The organism is Streptomyces sp. SID5464 (assembly GCF_009862985.1).
GTDB classification, from domain to species: domain Bacteria; phylum Actinomycetota; class Actinomycetes; order Streptomycetales; family Streptomycetaceae; genus Streptomyces; species Streptomyces chartreusis_D.
Map to the genome: position 1 here is coordinate 194,263 of NZ_WWIQ01000009.1, position 18,605 is coordinate 212,867.

General features: G+C 70.8%; 17 protein-coding genes. 9 read left to right on the forward strand and 8 right to left on the reverse strand.

Going from position 1 to position 18,605, the window contains the following annotated elements:
• Positions 1-16: 16 nt before the first annotated feature.
• Positions 17-4,942, reverse strand: coding sequence for an ATP-dependent helicase (locus GTY47_RS09265; RefSeq protein WP_010034746.1), 4,926 nt, complete (start codon positions 4,940-4,942; stop codon positions 17-19).
• A 92-nt stretch (positions 4,943-5,034) separates the two neighbouring features.
• On the opposite strand from GTY47_RS09265, the gene GTY47_RS09270 reads away from it, so the two are divergent.
• Genes GTY47_RS09270 through GTY47_RS09280 form a run of 3 tightly spaced genes read left to right on the forward strand, consistent with a single transcriptional unit; the run spans position 5,035 to position 6,916 of the window.
• Entirely contained in the window at positions 5,035-5,865 is an 831-nt protein-coding gene (locus tag GTY47_RS09270) for an AraC family transcriptional regulator (protein WP_010034749.1), read from the forward strand.
• Between the two features lie 23 nt (positions 5,866-5,888).
• Positions 5,889-6,611, forward strand: coding sequence for an AzlC family ABC transporter permease (locus GTY47_RS09275; RefSeq protein WP_029180808.1), 723 nt, complete (start codon positions 5,889-5,891; stop codon positions 6,609-6,611).
• On the forward strand, positions 6,608-6,916 hold the full coding sequence (locus tag GTY47_RS09280) for an AzlD domain-containing protein (RefSeq protein ID WP_010034752.1): 309 nt from the start codon (positions 6,608-6,610) through the stop codon (positions 6,914-6,916). Before GTY47_RS09275 ends, GTY47_RS09280 begins: the two co-directional genes overlap by 4 nt.
• On the opposite strand, the gene GTY47_RS09285 is transcribed toward GTY47_RS09280, so the two are convergent.
• Complete coding sequence (locus GTY47_RS09285) at positions 6,917-7,861, reverse strand: hypothetical protein (protein WP_029180809.1); 945 nt, start codon at positions 7,859-7,861, stop codon at positions 6,917-6,919.
• An 80-nt stretch (positions 7,862-7,941) separates the two neighbouring features.
• Here GTY47_RS09285 and GTY47_RS09290 point away from each other — a divergent pair, with 80 nt between their 5' ends.
• The 4 genes from GTY47_RS09290 to recX all read left to right on the forward strand — a co-directional run bounded on the left by GTY47_RS09290 (position 7,942) and on the right by recX (position 11,833).
• On the forward strand, positions 7,942-8,136 hold the full coding sequence (locus tag GTY47_RS09290) for a DUF3046 domain-containing protein (protein WP_010034754.1): 195 nt from the start codon (positions 7,942-7,944) through the stop codon (positions 8,134-8,136).
• 192 nt (positions 8,137-8,328) lie between these two features.
• Positions 8,329-9,609 carry an AI-2E family transporter gene (locus GTY47_RS09295; RefSeq protein ID WP_202458081.1) on the forward strand — a complete coding sequence of 427 codons (1,281 nt, stop codon included), beginning with the start codon at positions 8,329-8,331 and terminating at the stop codon, positions 9,607-9,609.
• Positions 9,610-9,838: 229 nt separating this feature from the next.
• Positions 9,839-10,963 carry a recombinase RecA gene (recA, locus tag GTY47_RS09300; protein ID WP_010034756.1) on the forward strand — a complete coding sequence of 375 codons (1,125 nt, stop codon included), beginning with the start codon at positions 9,839-9,841 and terminating at the stop codon, positions 10,961-10,963.
• A gap of 3 nt (positions 10,964-10,966) precedes the next feature.
• A complete protein-coding gene (gene recX / locus GTY47_RS09305) occupies positions 10,967-11,833 on the forward strand; it encodes a recombination regulator RecX (RefSeq protein ID WP_029180810.1) in 867 nt (288 codons plus the stop codon).
• Between the two features lie 91 nt (positions 11,834-11,924).
• Here the strand turns inward: recX and GTY47_RS09310 are convergent, their stop codons facing one another.
• The 4 genes from GTY47_RS09310 to GTY47_RS09325 all read right to left on the reverse strand — a co-directional run bounded on the left by GTY47_RS09310 (position 11,925) and on the right by GTY47_RS09325 (position 15,351).
• Positions 11,925-12,353, reverse strand: a complete 429-nt coding sequence (locus GTY47_RS09310) for a rhodanese-like domain-containing protein (RefSeq protein ID WP_040902618.1) — start codon at positions 12,351-12,353, stop codon at positions 11,925-11,927.
• 17 nt (positions 12,354-12,370) lie between these two features.
• On the reverse strand, positions 12,371-12,931 hold the full coding sequence (locus GTY47_RS09315; RefSeq protein ID WP_029180811.1) for a cysteine dioxygenase: 561 nt from the start codon (positions 12,929-12,931) through the stop codon (positions 12,371-12,373).
• 279 nt (positions 12,932-13,210) lie between these two features.
• A complete protein-coding gene (locus GTY47_RS09320; RefSeq protein ID WP_010034767.1) occupies positions 13,211-14,818 on the reverse strand; it encodes an FAD-dependent monooxygenase in 1,608 nt (535 codons plus the stop codon).
• Between the two features lie 386 nt (positions 14,819-15,204).
• Positions 15,205-15,351 (reverse strand): hypothetical protein, encoded by a 147-nt coding sequence (locus GTY47_RS09325; RefSeq protein ID WP_158688386.1) that lies wholly within the window; start codon positions 15,349-15,351, stop codon positions 15,205-15,207.
• A gap of 438 nt (positions 15,352-15,789) precedes the next feature.
• Here GTY47_RS09325 and GTY47_RS09330 point away from each other — a divergent pair, with 438 nt between their 5' ends.
• Entirely contained in the window at positions 15,790-16,137 is a 348-nt protein-coding gene (locus GTY47_RS09330) for a hypothetical protein (RefSeq protein WP_102514984.1), read from the forward strand.
• A 48-nt stretch (positions 16,138-16,185) separates the two neighbouring features.
• On the forward strand, positions 16,186-16,548 hold the full coding sequence (locus GTY47_RS09335) for a hypothetical protein (RefSeq protein WP_010034771.1): 363 nt from the start codon (positions 16,186-16,188) through the stop codon (positions 16,546-16,548).
• A gap of 467 nt (positions 16,549-17,015) precedes the next feature.
• Here the strand turns inward: GTY47_RS09335 and GTY47_RS09340 are convergent, their stop codons facing one another.
• Both GTY47_RS09340 and GTY47_RS09345 read right to left on the reverse strand, forming a co-directional pair.
• The gene (locus GTY47_RS09340) at positions 17,016-17,924 is read right to left on the reverse strand and encodes an amino acid ABC transporter permease (protein ID WP_010034779.1); all 909 of its coding nucleotides are present in this window, start codon (positions 17,922-17,924) and stop codon (positions 17,016-17,018) included.
• Complete coding sequence (locus GTY47_RS09345) at positions 17,921-18,598, reverse strand: amino acid ABC transporter permease (RefSeq protein WP_029180812.1); 678 nt, start codon at positions 18,596-18,598, stop codon at positions 17,921-17,923. Before GTY47_RS09345 ends, GTY47_RS09340 begins: the two co-directional genes overlap by 4 nt.
• Positions 18,599-18,605 lie beyond the last annotated feature (7 nt).

Below are 18,605 nucleotides of genomic sequence, written 5' to 3' on the forward strand. Positions count from 1 at the left end.
CACGTCGCCGGGACGATCAGGCGCGCAGGCGGAGGCCACGGGGGGTCGCGATGAAGCCCGCTCCTTCCAGGAGGGTGCCGATGGGGGAGGTCAGGGCCTGGGCGCCGTTGACGCGCTCCACCGTGACCGTGCCGAGGGAGCCCGCGCGGGCGGATTCGGCGAGGGCCTCCGCTGCGGTGCGCAGGCGGGGGTCGTCGGTGGGGTCGCCGTCCGGGTCGGCGGCCCAGGCGAGCAGGGTCTTCCCGCCGCGCTCCATGTAGAGCGTCAGCTCGCCGTCGACGAGCACCACCAGGGAGCCCGCCTTGCGGCCCGGCTTGTGCCCGGCGCCGGTCGGGGGCTCGGGCCAGGGCAGGGCGGCGCCGTACGCGTTCGCCGGATCGGCGGCGGCGAGGACGACGGCCCGGGCAGCGGCGTCCGGACGGGTGCGACGGCCCGGATACCCGGAGTCGTAGGCCGCGCGTCCGCCGTTCTGCCAGGGCGGGGCGCCCTGCGGGGCGTAGTCGCGGGGCGAGACGTACTCGTCCGGGGACGGCCGGGGAGTTTCGAAGGAGGAACCAAGGTCGGGGAAGCCGTCGTGGCCGGGGTGGCCGGGGTGGTCGGTGTGGTCGGTGAAGGGAGCCGAGTCGCCCGGGGCGGCGAAGTCGTGGGCGGGGAACGGGTCGAGGTCGGGGCCCGGCGGCGGGCCTGGCAGGTCCTCGCCACGGTCGCGGGCGTTGGACACCGCGCGCAGGCGGTCCACGGCACCGTCCATCGCGAACTGTGCGGCGCCGAGGCCCTCCACGACGTAGCCGCGGCGGGCCTGGCCGCTCTCCTCGAAGGCGGACAGGACGCGGTACGTCGCCGAGAAGCCGCCCTCGACGCCCTCAGCCGAGACCGCGCCCCTGGTCACCACGCCGTGCCGGTCGAGGAGGGTGCGGGCGAGGGCGTGGGCCCGCACCGTGGGGTCCGGCTCGTGGGCCGGGAGCAGGGACCAGCGGCCGGCGACGGTCGGCGGGCCGGAGCGGGAGGCGGGGCGGGCCGCGGCCGTCAGGGAGCCGTAGCGGCCGCGCGGGACCGTGCGCTTGGCGCGGTGGGCCGTGGAGCCGGCGGTGCGGCCCGAGCCCAGCAGGGAACGCATGGGCGCGAGCGTGTCGTTGGTCAGGCGTCCGGACCAGGCCAGGTCCCAGAGCACGTCGGCCAGTTGGGGATCGGTGGCGTCGGGGTGGGTGGTGGCGCGGACCTGGTCGGCGATCTGGCGGAAGAACAGGCCGTAGCCGCCGGAGAGGATGTCCAGGACGGACTGATGGAGGGCGGTCAGCTCCAGGGGGTGCGGGGGCGGCAGGAGCAGGGGGGCCGCGTCCGCCAGGTAGAGGGAGACCCAGCCGTCCTTGCCCGGGAGGGAGCCCGCCCCGGCCCAGACCACCTCTCCGGCGGCCGTGAGCTCGTCCAGCATGGCCGGGTTGTAGTTCACGACCCGGGAGGGCAGGACCAGCTTCTCCAGGGCGGAGGCGGGCACGGACGCGCCCTGCACCTGCTCGATGGCGCGCACCAGGCCGTCGATGCCGCGCAGGGAGTGCCCCTTGCCGATGTGCTGCCACTGGGGAAGGAACTGGGCGAGTGCGGCCGGCGGCACCGGCTCCAGCTCATGGCGCAGGGCAGCCAGGGAGCGGCGGCGGAGCCGGCGCAGCACTGCCGCGTCGCACCACTCCTGGCCGATCCCGGCCGGGTGGAACTCGCCCTGGACGACCCGGCCAGCCGCGGCCAGCCGCTGGAGGGCGCCATCGGTGACGGCCACGCCCAGGCCGAAGCGGGCCGCCGCCGTGGTCGAGGTGAACGGGCCGTGGGTGCGGGCGTAGCGCGCGAGGAGGTCGCCGAGCGGGTCTTTGACGGGTTCCGTGAAGGCCTCCGGGACGCCGACCGGCAGGGCGGTGCCCAGTGCGTCGCGCAGCCGGCCCGCGTCCTCGATCGCCGCCCAGTGATCGCTGCCCGCGATCCGGACCCGGATGGCGCGGCGGGCGCCGGCCAGGTCCTGAGCCCACTGCGGTTCGGCGCCCCGCTCGGCCAACTCCGCGTCCGTGAGCGGGCCGAGGAGGCGCAGGATGTCCGCGACGCCTTCGGCGTCCTTGACGCGGCGGTCCTCGGTGAGCCACTGAAGCTCCCGCTCCAGCTCCGTCAGTACCTCCGCGTCGAGCAGCTCGCGCAGCTCCGCCTGGCCCAGCAGCTCGGCCAGCAGCCGCGAGTCCAGCGACAGGGCGGCGGCCCGGCGCTCGGCGAGCGGGGAGTCGCCCTCGTACAGGAACTGGGCGACGTAGCCGAAGAGGAGGGAGCGGGCGAAGGGGGACGGCTCGGGGGTGGTGACCTCGACGAGGCGCACCTTGCGGGACTCCAGGTCGCCCATCAGCTCGACGAGACCGGGGACGTCGAAGACGTCCTGGAGGCACTCGCGGACCGCCTCCAGGACGATCGGGAACGAGCCGAACTCGCTCGCCACCTGGAGCAGCTGGGAGGCGCGCTGGCGCTGCTGCCACAGTGGCGTGCGCTTGCCCGGGTTGCGGCGCGGGAGCAGCAGCGCGCGGGCGGCACACTCGCGGAAACGGGCCGCGAACAGCGCCGAGCTGCCCACCTGGTCGGTGACGACCTGGTCGACCTCGCCCTTGTCGAAGACGACGTCGGCGGCGCCCACAGGAGCCTGCTCGGCGTCGTACTCCCGGCCCATCTTCACCGGCTCCTGGTCGAGCAGGTCCAGGCCCATCAGGTCCGCGTCCGGCAGACGCAGCACGATGCCGTCGTCGGCGTGCATGACCTGCGCGTCCATGCCGTACCGCTCGGAGAGCTTCGCGCCGAGCGCGAGGGCCCAGGGGGCGTGCACCTGGGCGCCGAAGGGCGAGTGCACGACCACGCGCCAGTCGCCGAGCTCGTCGCGGAAGCGCTCCACGACGATCGTCCGGTCGTCCGGGACGTGTCCGCAGGCCTCCCGCTGTTCGTCGAGGTAGGAGAGCACGTTGTCCGCCGCCCAGGCGTCCAGGCCGGCGGCGAGGAGGCGCAGCCGGGCGTCGTCCTTGGACAGCGAGCCGACCTCACGCAGGAACGCGCCCACCGCCCGGCCCAGCTCCAGCGGGCGGCCCAGCTGGTCGCCCTTCCAGAAGGGCAGCCGGCCCGGCACGCCCGGGGCGGGGGAGACCAGGACGCGGTCGCGGGTGATGTCCTCGATGCGCCAGGAACTCGTGCCGAGCGTGAAGACGTCGCCGACGCGGGACTCGTAGACCATCTCCTCGTCGAGCTCGCCGACCCGGCCGCCGCCCTTCTTGGGGTCGGCGCCGGCGAGGAAGACGCCGAAGAGGCCGCGGTCGGGGATCGTGCCCCCGGAGGTGACGGCGAGGCGCTGCGCGCCGGGGCGGCCCGTGATCTCGCCGGTGACGCGGTCCCACACCACGCGCGGGCGCAGCTCGGCGAAGGCGTCGGACGGGTAGCGGCCGGCCAGCATGTCGAGGACCGCCGTGAAGGCGGACTCGGGGAGCGAGGCGAAGGGGGCGGCCCGTCGGACGGCGGCGAGCAGGTCGTCGAACTGCCAGGTGTCCATGGCCGTCATGGCGACGAGTTGCTGGGCCAGGACGTCCAACGGGTTGGCGGGGACCCTGAGGGACTCGATGGCGCCGGTACGCATGCGTTCGGTGACCACCGCCGCCTGGACCAGGTCGCCGCGGTACTTCGGGAAGACCACGCCGGTGGAGACCGCGCCCACCTGGTGGCCCGCCCGGCCGACGCGTTGCAGGCCGGAGGCCACCGACGGGGGTGATTCGACCTGGACCACCAGGTCGACCGCGCCCATGTCGATGCCCAGTTCGAGACTGGACGTGGCCACGACCGCGGGGAGGCGGCCAGCCTTCAGGTCCTCCTCGACCAGGGCACGCTGCTCCTTGGACACCGAGCCGTGGTGGGCACGGGCGATGACCTGAGGTGCGCCCTGGGCGGCTCCCGAGCCGCCCATGAGCTCGGCGGGGGAGTGGTGCTCGTCGAGGGTCTCGCCCGTGGCCCGTTCGTACGCGATCTCGTTCAGGCGGTTGCACAGGCGCTCCGCGAGGCGGCGGGAGTTCGCGAAGACGATCGTGGAGCGGTGGGACTGGACGAGGTCGGTGATCCGCTCCTCCACATGCGGCCAGATCGACGGGCGCTCGGCACCCTCCGAGCCGTCCGCCACCGGGGAGCCGCCCAGCTCGCCCAGGTCCTCGACCGGGACGACCACGGAGAGGTCGAACTCCTTGCCCGACTCGGGCTGGACGATCTCCACCTTGCGGCGGGGCGAGAGGAAACGGGCCACCTCGTCGACCGGGCGGACAGTCGCGGAGAGGCCGATGCGGCGGGCGGGCTTCGGAAGGAGGTCGTCCAGCCGCTCCAGGGAGAGCGCGAGGTGGGCGCCGCGCTTGGTGCCCGCGACCGCGTGCACCTCGTCGAGGATCACCGTTTCCACGCCGGTCAGCGCGTCGCGCGTGGCCGAGGTCAGCATCAGGAACAGCGACTCGGGGGTCGTGATCAGGATGTCCGGAGGACGGGTGGACAGGGCCCGGCGCTCGGCGGCGGGGGTGTCACCCGAGCGGATGCCCACCTTGACCTCGGGCTCGGGCAGGCCCATCCGCACGGACTCCTGGCGGATGCCGGTCAGGGGGCTGCGGAGGTTGCGCTCCACGTCCACGGCCAGGGCCTTCAGCGGGGAGATGTACAGGACCCGGCAGCGCTTCCTGGGGTCGGCGGGGGGAGGGGTCGAGGCGAGCTGGTCCAGGGCGGCGAGGAAGGCGGCCAGGGTCTTGCCGGAGCCGGTGGGGGCGACGACCAGCACGTCCGAGCCTTCGTGAATGGCCTGCCAGGCACCGGACTGGGCCGTGGTGGGCGCCGAGAAGGCGCCCGAGAACCAGGCGCGGGTCGCGGGGGAGAAGCCGTCCAGGGGTCCGGGTGCTTTGCTGGGCATGCGTCCATCGTGCACCCCGGCACTGACATCGGGGGGCCGCCGCGGTTCCGCCCGCCGTTCCGCGGTGGGTCCGGGGATCGGACAATGGCCGTATGAGCGAGCGCGCGCGGCACTGGCAGTACGACGAGCTGCCCGGGGTGGACCTGCTGCGGGCCCGGTACGTGCGGAAGACGTTCGTGCGGCATACGCACGAGAACTTCGTGATCGCTGCCATCGCCGACGGGGTGGAGGTCTTTCACCACGGTGGGGGCGATCAGTACGCCGGGGCCGGGGCTCTCGCTCTGGTGAATCCGGACACGCCGCACACCGGGCGGGCCGGTGTGCCGGAGGGGTGGCGGTACGGGGCGGTGTATCCGCCCGTCGATGTGGTGGCGGAGATCGCGGCCGAGACCACGGCACTGCGGGGGACGCCGGGGTTCGTCAGCCCGGTGGTGGATGACCCGTACGCCGTCGGGCTGGTGCACCAGGTGCTGCGCGCCGCCGACGAGGGCAACGCGTTGGCCGCGGACACACTGCTGCGGGTCGCCGTGACGAGGTTGCTGCGGCTGAACGGTGGGCCCATGCCACGGCGGAAGGTGCGGGCGGCCGGGGCCCGGATCGCGGCACGCGCGCGTGCGGTGCTGGAGGAGCGGATGGCCCGGCCGCCGAGCCTGGAGCGGTTGGCGGCCGATCTCGGGACCAGTCCCTTCGCCTTGTTGCGGGCCTTCCGGAACGCCTACGGGATGCCACCGCACGCGTGGCTCACGGACGCGCGGGTACGGCGGGCGCGGCGGCTGCTGGACCTCGGGACGGCGCCCTCGGAGGTCGCCGTGGCCGTGGGGTTCACCGATCAGCCGCATCTCAACCGGCACTTCAGCCGGATCGTCGGTGTGCCTCCGGGGGCCTACCAGCGGGAGCGCAAGAACGTACAAGACCTGCGGTAGCGGCTCCTCGTAGCGTGCGGGGCGTGGCAGATCAGACAGCTCTCAGAGATACAGAGACCGGTGGGAAGGCGGACCGTGCCGTTGTGCGGGACGCCTTGGGCGTCGGGGTGGCCGTCGGGCTCTCCGGGTTCGCCTTCGGCGTGACATCGGCCGGCAGCGGGCTCACGCTGCTGCAGACCTGCGCGCTCAGCCTGCTGGTGTTCACCGGGGCGTCCCAGTTCGCCCTGGTGGGAGCCCTCGCGGCCGGTGGCGGCCCGTTCACGGCGGCGGCCGGGGCCTTCTTCCTGGGGGTGCGGAACGCCTTCTACGGCCTGCGTCTGTCGCAGTTGCTGTCCCTCCCGCGCGCGGTGCGGCCGTTCGCCGCCCACTGGGTGATCGACGAGACGGCCGCCGTCGCGCTCGCGCAGCCCACGCGGCGCAGCGCGCGGATCGGGTTCCTGGTGACGGGGCTGAGCCTGTACGTCCTGTGGAACCTCACCACGCTGCTCGGCGCCCTGGGCGCCGAGGCCATCGGGGACACCGACGCGTGGGGGCTGGACGCGGCGGGACCCGCGGTGTTCCTGGCGCTGCTCGCGCCGATGCTGAAGAGCGGCACCGAGCGGGCCGTCGCCGGGCTCGCCGTACTGCTGGGGCTCGGGCTGCTGCCCGTGCTGCCCGCCGGTGTGCCGGTTCTGATGGCCGCGCTGGCCGCGCCGGTCGTGCTCTGGGCGGACGGCCGGCGCACGGGACAGGGTGATGAGCGGTGAACGTCTGGATCGCGATCGGTGTGACCGTCCTCGGGTGCTACGCCGTCAAACTGGCCGGGCTGCTGGTGCCCTCGGGGGCTCTTGAGCGGCCCGTCGTGAAGCGCCTCGCCGCGTTGCTGCCCGTCGCGCTGCTGGCGGCCCTCACGGCGCAGCAGACCTTCGCCGACGGGCAGACGCTGATGCTGGACGCGCGGGCCGCCGGGCTCGGAGCCGCCGCTGTGGCACTGATGCTGCGGGCGCCGTTCCTGCTCGTCGTCGCGGCGGCGGTGGTGGTGACCGCGGGAGTGCGGGCCATGGGGGCCTGATCAGCCGATGCCGCGGCCGTACGCGTTGAGTGTGCGCAGGGCCTCGATCGTCACCACCGGGCGGGCTTCCAGGGCGGGGGCCGGGGCCCAGTGGCGCCACCGGACGGGCCAGCCGCCGTCCTCCTGCTGCTGGGCCGCGAGGTGGTCCAGGGAGCGGGCCATCTCGTCGTCCGTGAACCACGCGCGCGCGAGGGAGCGCGGTGTCCTCGCGTAGTCGTACGGGAAGTGGTGCTCGCCCGGGGCGTAACCGGGAGAGACCGGGTAGGCGTCCAGGTTCTCGGGATCCAGAGCCGCCAGGCGGTGTTCGCGGACCAGGCGGCCCAGGCGGTCGGCGGCCGCCTCGGCGCGCGGGCGGTCCGGGGCGGAGTCGAGGAACGCCACGGCGGCCTCGATCTCGTACGGGTGGGACTTCTCCAGGGACTCGACCGCCTGCCAGCAGAAGTCCGTGGCCCGGAACAGCCAGGCGTGCCACACCTCGTTGCGGTGCAGCAGCCCCACCACCGGCCCGGTGGCCAGGAGGTCGCTGGGCGGGTCGTCCACGACCGGTACGAAGGGCGCCGTCGGGTAGCCGCGCTGGCTCGGGTGGATCGCCGGGAGGGCGCCGTCCGCCGTGGAGACGGACGTCAGATAGCGGCACATCCGTTCCACGCGCTGGCCGGCGCAGCGTCCCACGGCGTCCAGGACGCGCAGGGCGTGCGCGGTGTGCAGCGGCTGGCTGACCGGGCCGCGCAGGTCGGGCTCCAGCGCGTGGCCGTACCCGCCGTCCTCGTTGCGGTAGGCGTCCAGGGCGGTCTCCACCGGGTCGGCGGCGCCGCCCCGGAAGTGGTGGGCGAAGAGGCGCTGCTCGAGCACGCGCGCGGTGAGCCAGACGAAGCGTTCCGCACACGCCACGGGGGTGCGCGGCGGGGGCGACTGGGGGAGTGAGGGAGCTCCTGTTTCGGCCATGGGTCAGACCGTAGGGCGGAAAACGGTGCCGGCAGGCGGTCCCGGCTCAGGCCCACCCCCAGGGGCGGGATACTGGAGTCATGCGGTTGACGGTCTTCTGGCAGCGGATGGCGGAGCACTTCGGTCAGGCCTACGCGGACACCTTCGCACGCGACCATGTGATGTCGGAGCTCGGCGGACGCACCGTGCACGAGGCGCTCGACGCCGGCTGGGACGCCAAGGAGGTCTGGCAGGTGGTGTGCGCGGTGATGGACGTGCCGAGGGAGAAGCGTTGACCTGTCGTGGAGACCGCTGACCGGCGGCCCACGAAGATCGCGGGCGGGCAGACGGCTGTCGGTGGCGTGGGTGAGACTTGGTGCGTGGCACCCACTGACGAGACCGGGCAGGATGCCCAGCAGTCCTCCCCGTTCGGCACGACACCGCCCGCCCCGCCCCCCGCCGGCGGGGACGCCGGGCCGAACGGCCGCATGCCGCGCTGGCTGCCGCGCGCCCTGGTGCTCGCTCTCGCCCTCGTCGCCGTGTTCCAGCTGGGCAGTTGGGCCTTCCACCAGCTCACCGGGCTACTGATCAACATCCTCATCGCGTTCTTCCTGGCGCTCGCCATCGAACCGGCGGTGAGCTGGATGGCCTCGCGCGGCATGCGCAGGGGACTGGCCACGTTCATCGTCTTCATCGGCGTGATCATCGTGGCGGCGGGCTTCGTCACGCTGCTCGGCTCCATCCTCGCGGACCAGATCATCAAGATGATCGAGGGCTTCCCGGGCTACCTCGACTCGGTCATCAACTGGATCAACACGCACTTCAAGACCGACCTGAAGCGCGTGGACATCCAGGAGGGCCTGCTCCGCTCCGACTGGCTGCGCAACTACGTGCAGAACAGCGCCACGGGTGTGCTGGACGTGTCCGCCCAGGTCATCGGGGGCCTCTTCCAGCTGCTGACGATCGCGCTGTTCTCGTTCTACTTCGCCGCGGACGGCCCGCGACTGCGCCGCACCATCTGCTCGCTCCTGCCGCCCGCACGGCAGGCCGAGGTGCTGCGCGCCTGGGAGATCGCCGTGAACAAGACCGGCGGCTACATCTACTCGCGCGGCCTGATGGCACTGATCTCCGGCATAGCGCACTTCGTCCTCCTGCAGGCCCTGGACGTGCCCTACGCGCCCGTGCTCGCCGTGTGGGTGGGCCTGGTGTCGCAGTTCATCCCCACCATCGGCACGTACCTCGCGGGCGCGCTGCCCATGCTGATCGCGTTCACGGTCAACCCCTGGTACGCGCTGTGGGTGCTGATCTTCGTGGTGATCTACCAGCAGTTCGAGAACTACGTGCTCCAGCCGAAGCTGACGTCCAAGACCGTCGACATCCACCCCGCGGTCGCCTTCGGCTCGGTCATCGCGGGCACCGCGCTCCTGGGCGCCGTCGGCGCGCTGATCGCCATCCCCGCCATCGCCACGCTCCAGGCCTTCCTGGGGGCGTACGTGAAGCGGTACGCCGTGACGGACGACCCCCGCGTGCACGGCCATCGCCGACGCGGGGAGGGGCCGAGCCTCGTCACGCGCGCGGGGCGGCTGTGGGCACGGCGGGCAGGGACGGAGCGGGCCGAGGGCGGTCGGCCGGGGGGCGGCCGGCCCGAAGGTGGACAGCCCGAGGACGGGCAGTCCGAGAACCCGCAGTCCGGGGACGGGCCGTCCGGTGACCGGCGGTCCGACGACGGGCGGTCCGAGGGCGGGGGCTCCGGGCAGAGCCCGGACTGAGTCGCTGCGCCCTGTCACGGAGGTGTCGCGTGGTGCGCTTGACACGAAAATCGAACATCCATTCTTATGGAGTCTCCGGCGAAGCTCAACGACGGGCATTTCGACGTACTTTGGGTAGGGATGTGCCCGAGTTATCCACAGGCCGGACGTGCGTCGGGGCGCATTGTCAGTGGCAGGCGTTAGCGTCTTTGACGTGAAGCGATCGACTCAAGCAAATCGGGTGGAACCCATGGCAGGAACCGACCGCGAGAAGGCCCTGGATGCCGCTCTCGCACAGATTGAACGGCAATTCGGCAAGGGCGCGGTCATGCGCATGGGCGACCGGACCAAGGAGCCCATCGAGGTCATCCCGACCGGGTCCACCGCCCTCGACGTGGCCCTCGGTGTGGGCGGCCTGCCCCGCGGCCGTGTCGTGGAGATCTACGGACCGGAGTCCTCCGGTAAGACCACCCTGACCCTGCACGCGGTGGCGAACGCCCAGAAGGCCGGCGGGCAGGTCGCCTTCGTCGACGCGGAGCACGCACTCGACCCCGAGTACGCGAAGAAGCTCGGCGTCGACATCGACAACCTCATCCTCTCCCAGCCGGACAACGGCGAGCAGGCCCTGGAGATCGTGGACATGCTGGTCCGCTCCGGCGCCCTGGACCTCATCGTCATCGACTCCGTCGCCGCGCTCGTTCCGCGCGCGGAGATCGAGGGCGAGATGGGCGACAGCCACGTGGGTCTCCAGGCCCGCCTGATGAGCCAGGCGCTGCGGAAGATCACCAGCGCGCTCAACCAGTCCAAGACGACCGCGATCTTCATCAACCAGCTCCGCGAGAAGATCGGCGTGATGTTCGGCTCCCCCGAGACCACGACCGGTGGCCGGGCGCTGAAGTTCTACGCCTCGGTGCGCATCGACATCCGCCGCATCGAGACCCTGAAGGACGGCACGGAGGCGGTCGGCAACCGCACCCGCTGCAAGGTCGTCAAGAACAAGGTCGCGCCGCCCTTCAAGCAGGCCGAGTTCGACATCCTCTACGGCCAGGGCATCAGCCGCGAGGGCGGCCTGATCGACATGGGCGTGGAGCACGGCTTCGTCCGCAAGGCCGGCGCCTGGTACACGTACGAGGGCGACCAGCTCGGCCAGGGCAAGGAGAACGCGCGCAACTTCCTGAAGGACAACCCCGACCTGGCCAACGAGATCGAGAAGAAGATCAAGGAGAAGCTGGGCGTCGGCGTGCGTCCCGAGGAGCCGGCCGCCGAGCCGGGCACGGACGCCGCGGTCTCCCCGGCACCTGCCGACGCGGCGGCGGTCCCCGCCCCGGCAGCGGCCAAGACCGCCAAGTCCAAGGCCGCCGCAGCCAAGAGCTGACCCGTGACACGACGAACCGACTGGGCGGAGTACGAGTACGCCGCCTCCGGTGCCCCACGGGGGAGGGGCACCGGAGGGGAGACGGGCTCGGCCGTGGACGGGGAGGACGGGCACGATCGGCTGCACCGGGATGACGGGCTGTTCGGGGACGACGGGTCGTACGGGGAGGCCTCCCGAGGCAGGGGCTCATCGGGCAGCGGCTCATCGGGTAGAGGCGCCCGCGGAGGCGGCTCATCCAGGGACGGCGCGCATGACGGTGGGTCGCCTGGCGGGCGTGGACGGGGGCGCCGCCGCCGCGGCTTCGGCGCGGCGGATACCGAGGACGGAGATTCCCTCTCCTCGTCGAGGGCCGAGCAGGGGGAGCCTCCGGGGGACCCGGTCGAGCAGGCTCGGGCGATCTGCCTGCGCCTGCTCACCGGGACCCCGCGGACCCGTAAGCAACTCGCCGACGCCCTGCGCAAGCGGCAGATCCCGGACGATGCCGCCGAGGAGGTGCTGTCGCGGTTCGAAGAAGTCGGCCTCATCAACGACAGCGCCTTCGCGGAGGCCTGGGTGGAGTCCCGGCACCACGGCCGGGGGCTGGCACGGCGTGCGCTCGCCCGGGAGCTGCGGACCAAGGGCGTCGACTCCACGCTGATCGACGAGGCCGTCTCCCAGCTCGACTCCGAGCAGGAGGAGACGACCGCGCGGGAACTCGTCGCGCGGAAGCTCCGCTCCACTCGTGGGCTCGACCGGGACAAGCGCCTCCGCCGCCTCGCGGGCATGCTCGCCCGCAAGGGCTACTCCGAGGGCATGGCCCTGCGCGTGGTCCGGCAGGCGCTGGAGGAGGAGGGCGAGGACACGGAGTTCCTCGGGGACGAGGTGATCTGAGGCGGGGGCGAGACCCTCGTGGGGCCGCGCCCGCCGTCGAGCCCCGTCGTCACACCACCGGAAGCCCCGCCCGCCCGCCAGAGCCCCGTCGTCACACCACCGGAAGCCCCGCCGCCCGCCAAGCCTGGAACCCGCCGACCAGATCGGTGGCCCGGTGCAGTCCCAGCTGGTGGAGGGACTGGACCGCCAGGCTGGAGGCGTACCCCTCGTTGCAGATCACGACGACGCGCAGGGCGTGGCTCGTGGCCTCCGGGAGACGGTGGCTGCCCTGCGGGTCGAGGCGCCACTCCAGCTCGTTGCGCTCGACGACGAGGGCGCCGGGAATCAGGCCGTCCCGTTCACGCAGGGCCGCGTAGCGGATGTCCACCAGAAGCGCGTCACCGGCCAGGGCGGCCTCGTACGCCTCCTGCGGTTCGATCCGCTCGTAGCCCGAACGTACGCGCTCCAGCAACTCGTCGATGCCGACGGGAGGTTGGACACCGCCGTCGGCGCCACTGCCGCTGCTGTTGCCGTCGCTCACTCGCTTGTGCGTCGCGCTCACTGCCAGTCCTCCGGTCGCTCCACCTGCTCGAGCCGCAGGATCGACCCGCTGCGGCTGTAGCGGCGGATCTGCGGCAGGGGCGGGTAGTAGGCGTGGACGGAGATCGCGTGCCGGTCGGGGGACTCGTTGAGCACCTCGTGGACGTGGTGACGGCCGAAGGCGCGGCCCTCGCCGGACGGCAGCCGGCGTTCGCGGTCGACACCGTCGGTGAGTTCCAGGGTCTTCCAGCCGTCGGTGGGCAGGCGCGCGGCGAGCGAGTTCTCCTTGAGCTCGCCCGACGCGGTCAGGAAGGCGCCGACGGAGTCGGCGTGGTCGTGCCAGCCGGTGCCGGTGCCGGGCGGCCAGCCGATCAGCCAGGCCTCGCTGCCACCGGGCCCGTCCAGCCGCAACCAGGTGCGGCCTTCCGGGTCGAGCGGCAGGGAAGCGATCAGCTCGGTGTCGGCGGCCGTACGCCGCACGAAGTCGAAGAGGTCGGCCTGAGTGGGGGCCAAAACAGCGGAGGCAGGAGAGGGGCCGGAAGAGGAGACAGCGGGGGATGCGGAAGGGGATACAGACACGGGTGCCGTCCTGAAGATCCTGATGAGGGTTCGCGAATCAGGCGCGTCGGCCGCGGCAGACAGAGCGCGGCGCGCGCACAGAGGAAGAGGGATGCGAAGTCAGCAGGACGGGCGACACACGCAGCCCGCATAGCGGACGAGGTCCATGTGGACCCTCCGCCACAGGCGCACACAGGTGTCGGTCACGCATCGGAGTACACCATGGCCGACCGGACCGGTCAACTCACTGTCACCATGCGGACGCACTGTGACAGTGAGCACGTCACCGCGATGTCGACCTCAGTGAGAGCCGGCCGACGCGCCCGCTTCGGCCTGCGCCTTCACCGGTCCGCCCACCGCGGCCTCCGCCGCCGCGTACAGGTCTTCCGGGCGCACTCCGCTCAGCGCGGTGACGAGGTGCCCGTCGGGGCGCACCAGGAGCACCGTGTGCGCGGCAGCACCCGGATAGCTCTCGGCGACCAGCAGTTCGGCGGGGTGCGGCAGTGCCGTGACCGCGGCCGCGAGCCGGGGCATGATGCCGGCACTGACCCAGTGCTTGCGCTCCCACACACCCGTGCCCGGCGCGATCAGCACCACGAGCAGCGCGCCGCGGCCGAGCCGGTCCCGCAACCGTACGAAGGTGCCGTCCTCCGCGGTGACCCGTACGTCGGTGACCGGCGCTCCCGGCGGTGTGTCGACGGGAGTCTCTCCTTCGAGGCGTCCGGGCGCGAGGGGCGAGTCGGCGTACGCCCCCGGCGCACCGAGCTGGCCGTGCCCCAAGTGGCCGTCCGTGAGGAGCGCGTCATGGCCTCGGGAAGAGCCGGGGACGTACGAGCGCAGTCCTCCGCCGCCGCGAAGCAGCGGCAGCGCCTGGTCGGCGGCGCGCAGCCGGGCGGCGACGACCGCCCGGCGCTCGGTCTGGTAACTGTCGAGGAGCGCCTCGTGCGGCCCGTGGTGCCAGGCCACGGCCAGCTTCCAAGCGAGGTTGTCGGCGTCCCTGAGGCCCTCGTCGAGACCGTGCGTGCCCAGCGCGCCGAGCAGGTGGGCCGCGTCCCCGGCGAGGAAGACGCGGTCGGCGCGCCAGCGGCGGGCCAGCCGGTGGTGGACCGTGTGGACTCCGGTGTCCAGCAGGTCGTACGGCGGGGTCGTGCCGCCCGCCCAGCCGGCCAGGGTCTCCCGGATGCGGGTCAGCAGCAGTTCGGGGGTGACCAGGTCCTTGCCGGGCGGCAGGAGCCAGTCCAGACGCCAGACGCCGTCCGGCAACGGGCGCGCGGTGACCTCGCCGGCCGACGGGCCCGACATGCGCCACGGCGGCAGGCGGTGCAGCAACGCTTCATCGTGCCAGGGCAGTTCCGTGCGCAGCGCGGCAACGGCGTGACGTTCCACCGCCGTACGGCCCGGGAAGCGGATGTCCTGGAGTTTGCGCACGGTCGAGCGGGGGCCGTCGCAACCGACCAGGTAACTGCCGCGCCACCAGGTGCCTTTGGGGCCGCGGGTGTGGGCCGTGACGCCCGAGGACTCCTGTTCGATGCCGTCGAGTCGGCTCTCCACCGCGATCTTGACGAGCCGTTCGCCGGACAGGGCCGCGCGCAGGGCGCCGGTCAGCACGTGCTGGGCGATGTGCAGGGGAGCGGGCTCGGTGCCGTCGAAAACGATCTCGCGCATCACCTGCTTGCGCCGCATCGACCGCCATCCGGCCCAGTGGGCGCCGGCCCGGGACAGGGGCACGCCGGTCAGTCGTCCAATGAGAGCGGCGGTGTCCTCGCGCAGGACGACGGTGCGCGCCGCACGGGGTTCGTCCTTGCCCGGCCCCTCGTCGAGGACGACGCAGGGCACTTCCTGACGTGCCAGAGCGAGGGCGAGCGTGAGCCCGACGGGCCCCGCTCCGACGATGATCACCGGGTCCACGGCGCGGCGCCCCCTGCCCGTGGTGTTGTCCTGAGAGACGTAGGTGAACAGGAAGTTGGAGCAGGGTGCACGATCACAGAACGTATGCAACCCATTGCCGGTGCTTGCGTCAAGTGACAGACGTAGCCGCGCCAGACTGGTCGGCAGACGCTTACAGAACGACAGCCATGCGAGTATCCCCGACGAGTTCGTACAAGAGTCAGGACACCTTTTTGGTTGTGGAGCGTATGAGGGTGGGACTGGGTAGCTGTCCGTGACAGCCGACAGAAGGGTTTGGTGGGGCATGCGGGGATGGTGAGCTGATGCGCCGGTTGGCGGACCGGTCGCCTGGCGCCGTCTGCTGCCCCTGTACGACAGCGAGGACCTGGCGGACGCCGATCTGGACATCATTGTGCTTCCGCACCTACCACCTGCCCGCCCGCCTGGCCCGCCGTTGCTGCCTGCGCATTGAGCGGATTTGGGTCCTGGGCATCGACGTTCACCACCAACTGGAGGCGGCTCACTCCCCAAATCGGCACATCAGAATCGGCCATCAGGAGATTTATAGAAACAGCAGCACGCCGACGGCGAATGACGAATCAGATTACTGTCGACCTGCTGCGTAGCACGTTCTCTCCACGTACGGGGGGAATGGTCCTCTGGCGGCAGGAAGGTGAGGGTCCTGGGGTGTAGCTCCTGACGTGCGCGGGGTTGATCCCGAGAACGGGGCGTGGCCCCGGTTTTCTCGTTCTGGCTGGAATTCACCCTCTGGAATCGGGATTCGGCCACCGGCGCAATTCATTTCATGTCGGAGATAGTCCCCCGAGGATCTGGAATTCAACCTTCCGAATCTGCTGCCGCTAGCGAACCCTCAAGTCTCCCTCAAATTCTAGGCATTGATTGACGCGGACATGTGGGATCGGTAATGTCTGGGGAGCGGCATAGGCGATTGAGGAAATCGAAAAATGCGGCAGCAAGAAGAAGGTGGAGAATTGGTTAAGAAGAACCGCATTCGACAGTCCATAATGTTGCCCGCGCTCGGGGTGATGATGGCCGGCGCATTCACGCTCGCCGCGGGGGCGAGCGCGACAGCTGCCGAAGTCGGCGCTACAGGGCGCCCCAGTGACTGCAACGTAGAGAAGAAGAGCTTCGGGGCAATCGCTATGTGCAAGAAGCACAACGGCGGCCACTACCGGGCTCTGGTCGTTTGTAAGGATCCCGAAAGCGGGAAGATGATGGACTTCGCGGGCGCGTGGCGGAAGAGTGGTGTTTCCTACGCGTACTGCCAGGGATCCTATCTCAAGCCTGTGCATGAGGGCCACGAGACCAAGGTCTCTTGAGGGCAGAGTCTCCTGAGAACAGCAAGACCAATTCGGGGAAAGGTGAAAATGAAGAAGCTGAGCGCGGCGCTGTTCGCCGCTGCAGCGATGACGGCTTTCGGCCTTCAGAGCACGGCCACCGCGGCCGAGGCAGGCTCCCAGGGCAACGTGTCCGTCAAGGGTTGGCCGACCGGATGCACCAACGGTAAGTACGCGAAAGGCCTCGGGGGCTACACCGCATTGGGCTGGCAGGCCCAGTGTAAGAAGTCCAATGGCGGGCACTACAAAGCGACCATCATCTGCCGACCGTTTGACGGCGGCGACGACATCTATCGCGATGCGCCAGTGTGGAAGTCCAGCGGGAAGTCCATCGTCTTCTGCCCGGAAGCCAGTATTCGTGTCGAAGGCGGCATCAAGGAGAGGTCCTACTGACCTCTCCTGACGTCGATCTCGCGTGACGGTCCGCCCGCCGGAGTTGGCGGACCGTTCCGCGTTTCGCCAGTTGTTGGGCAGAGTAGTGGCCTCTGTGCAATGGCTCCCGGCTTGGCCAGCCGTGCCTCCGGGGCACTGGGTTGCGCGGCATCTGCGCGGCAGCCGCACGCACGACTCGCTCAAGGACGTGTCGTCTGGATGCACTTGCAACGCCGTGTCGGACCGCCTTCAGCAGCCGTCCGAACTGATCGGCCCGCAGTCTGGTGAACGTCTCCATCCACACCCGCCAAGCCTTCAACACCCGGCCGAAAGGAAATGCCCTGATCACGGCCCTTCTGTAACACGCTTTAGCATGAAGTCATCAAGTTCGCCGCCGTGTCGTCGGGGTGGCATTCCGATCCAGCGACGTTAAGGAGGCGGTGGCATCTGCGCCACCGCCTGCCCTCTATCCGCTTATCGACGTGACGTCAGGTAATTTTTCCAGTTCCGGCCCCACCGGTGTCGCCCACCTCGGCCGCATTTAGATCGTCGACCTTCTCAGCACCCAGAACAGCACCCGTGCTCCGCTTGCTGCGGCGCAGCCTGCCCTCCAGCCAGGAGGCGAAGGACGTGAGAATGAAGTTCAGCAGGATGAAGATGACCGCGACCACGACGAAGCTGGGGATGACGTTCGCGTAGTTGGCCGCCAGGGTGCTTCGCGTGTTGAGGAGCTCGGTGAACCCGAGCATCACGCCGCCCAGCGCGGTGTCCTTCACGATGACGACCAGCTGGCTGACGATGGCCGGCAGCATGGCGGTGACGGCCTGCGGGAGCAGGATGCTGGTCATCGTCTGGCTCTTGCGCAGGCCGATCGCCATCGCCGCCTCCGACTGCCCCTTGGGCAGGGAGAGGATGCCCGCGCGGACGACCTCGGCGAGGACCGACGCGTTGTAGAGCACCAGACCGGTGACGACCGCGTAGAGGGGCCGCTCATCGCTGGGGATGCCCGTGGAGCGGACGTAGAACTCGTTGGCGAACAGCATCAGCAGCAGTACCGGGATGGCCCGGAAGAACTCGACCACCGCGCCGGCCGGGATGCGCACCCAGCGGTGGTCGGACAGGCGCAAGATGCCGAGGACGGCGCCCAGCGGGAGGGCGATGACCATGGCGAGCGCCGCGGCCTTCAGCGTGTCGGCCAGGCCCGGCAGCAGGTAGGTCGTCCAGGCCTCGGACGTGGTGAACGGCTTCCACAGGGACCACTCCAGCTGACCCTTGTCGTCCAGCGTCTGCCAGACCCACCAGAGGAGTAGGGCGAGCAGGACGAAAAAGACCACCGAGAACAGCAGGTTGCGCCGCTTGGCCTTCGGGCCGGGGGCGTCGTAAAGAACGGACGTCATCGTTTCACCGCCAGTCGCTTGCTCAGCCAGCCGAGGAACAGGCCAGTGGGCAGAGTCAGTACCACAAACCCGAAGGCGAAGACCGCGCCGATGAGCAGCGTCTGAGCCTCGTTCTCGATCATTTCCTTCATCAGGAGGGCGGCCTCAGCCACGCCGATCGCGGCCGCCACGGTGGTGTTCTTGGTCAGTGCGATGAGCACGTTGGCCAGTGGTCCGATGACAGAGCGGAACGCCTGCGGCAGCACCACGAGCCTCAACACCTGGCTGAAGCTGAGCCCGATGGCCCGTGCTGCCTCCGCTTGACCGACGGGCACGGTGTTGATGCCAGAGCGAATGGCTTCGCAGACGAAGGCAGCTGTATAGGCGATGAGACCCAGTACAGCCAGTCGGAAGTACTTGAGCTCGAAGTCCTCGGACGCGCCCATCGTCACGCCGAAGATGTCGGCGAGGCCGAGCGACGTGAAGACGATGATGACGGTCAGGGGGATGTTCCGGACGATGTTCACGTAGGCGGTGCCGAAACCGCGCATCAACGGGACGGGGCTGACCCGCATGGCCGCCAGGATGGTGCCCCAGATCAGGGAACCGATGGCCGAGAAGACGGTGAGCTGAACTGTGACCCAGAAAGCGCCCAGCACGGACGGGTCATCATATTTTGAAAGGAAGTCGAACACGATCTCC

Coding starts and splice junctions, on each gene's coding strand:
- GTY47_RS09295 (WP_202458081.1), top strand. CDS start 8,329: ATGCCGCGCTGGCTGCCGCGCGCCCTGGTGCTCGCTCTCGCCCTCGTC.
- GTY47_RS09285 (WP_029180809.1), bottom strand. CDS start 7,861: ATGGCCGAAACAGGAGCTCCCTCACTCCCCCAGTCGCCCCCGCCGCGC.
- GTY47_RS09270 (WP_010034749.1), top strand. CDS start 5,035: ATGAGCGAGCGCGCGCGGCACTGGCAGTACGACGAGCTGCCCGGGGTG.
- GTY47_RS09290 (WP_010034754.1), top strand. CDS start 7,942: ATGCGGTTGACGGTCTTCTGGCAGCGGATGGCGGAGCACTTCGGTCAG.
- GTY47_RS09265 (WP_010034746.1), bottom strand. CDS start 4,942: ATGCCCAGCAAAGCACCCGGACCCCTGGACGGCTTCTCCCCCGCGACC.
- GTY47_RS09340 (WP_010034779.1), bottom strand. CDS start 17,924: ATGACGTCCGTTCTTTACGACGCCCCCGGCCCGAAGGCCAAGCGGCGC.
- recA (WP_010034756.1), top strand. CDS start 9,839: ATGGCAGGAACCGACCGCGAGAAGGCCCTGGATGCCGCTCTCGCACAG.
- GTY47_RS09325 (WP_158688386.1), bottom strand. CDS start 15,351: ATGGCCGATTCTGATGTGCCGATTTGGGGAGTGAGCCGCCTCCAGTTG.
- GTY47_RS09335 (WP_010034771.1), top strand. CDS start 16,186: ATGAAGAAGCTGAGCGCGGCGCTGTTCGCCGCTGCAGCGATGACGGCT.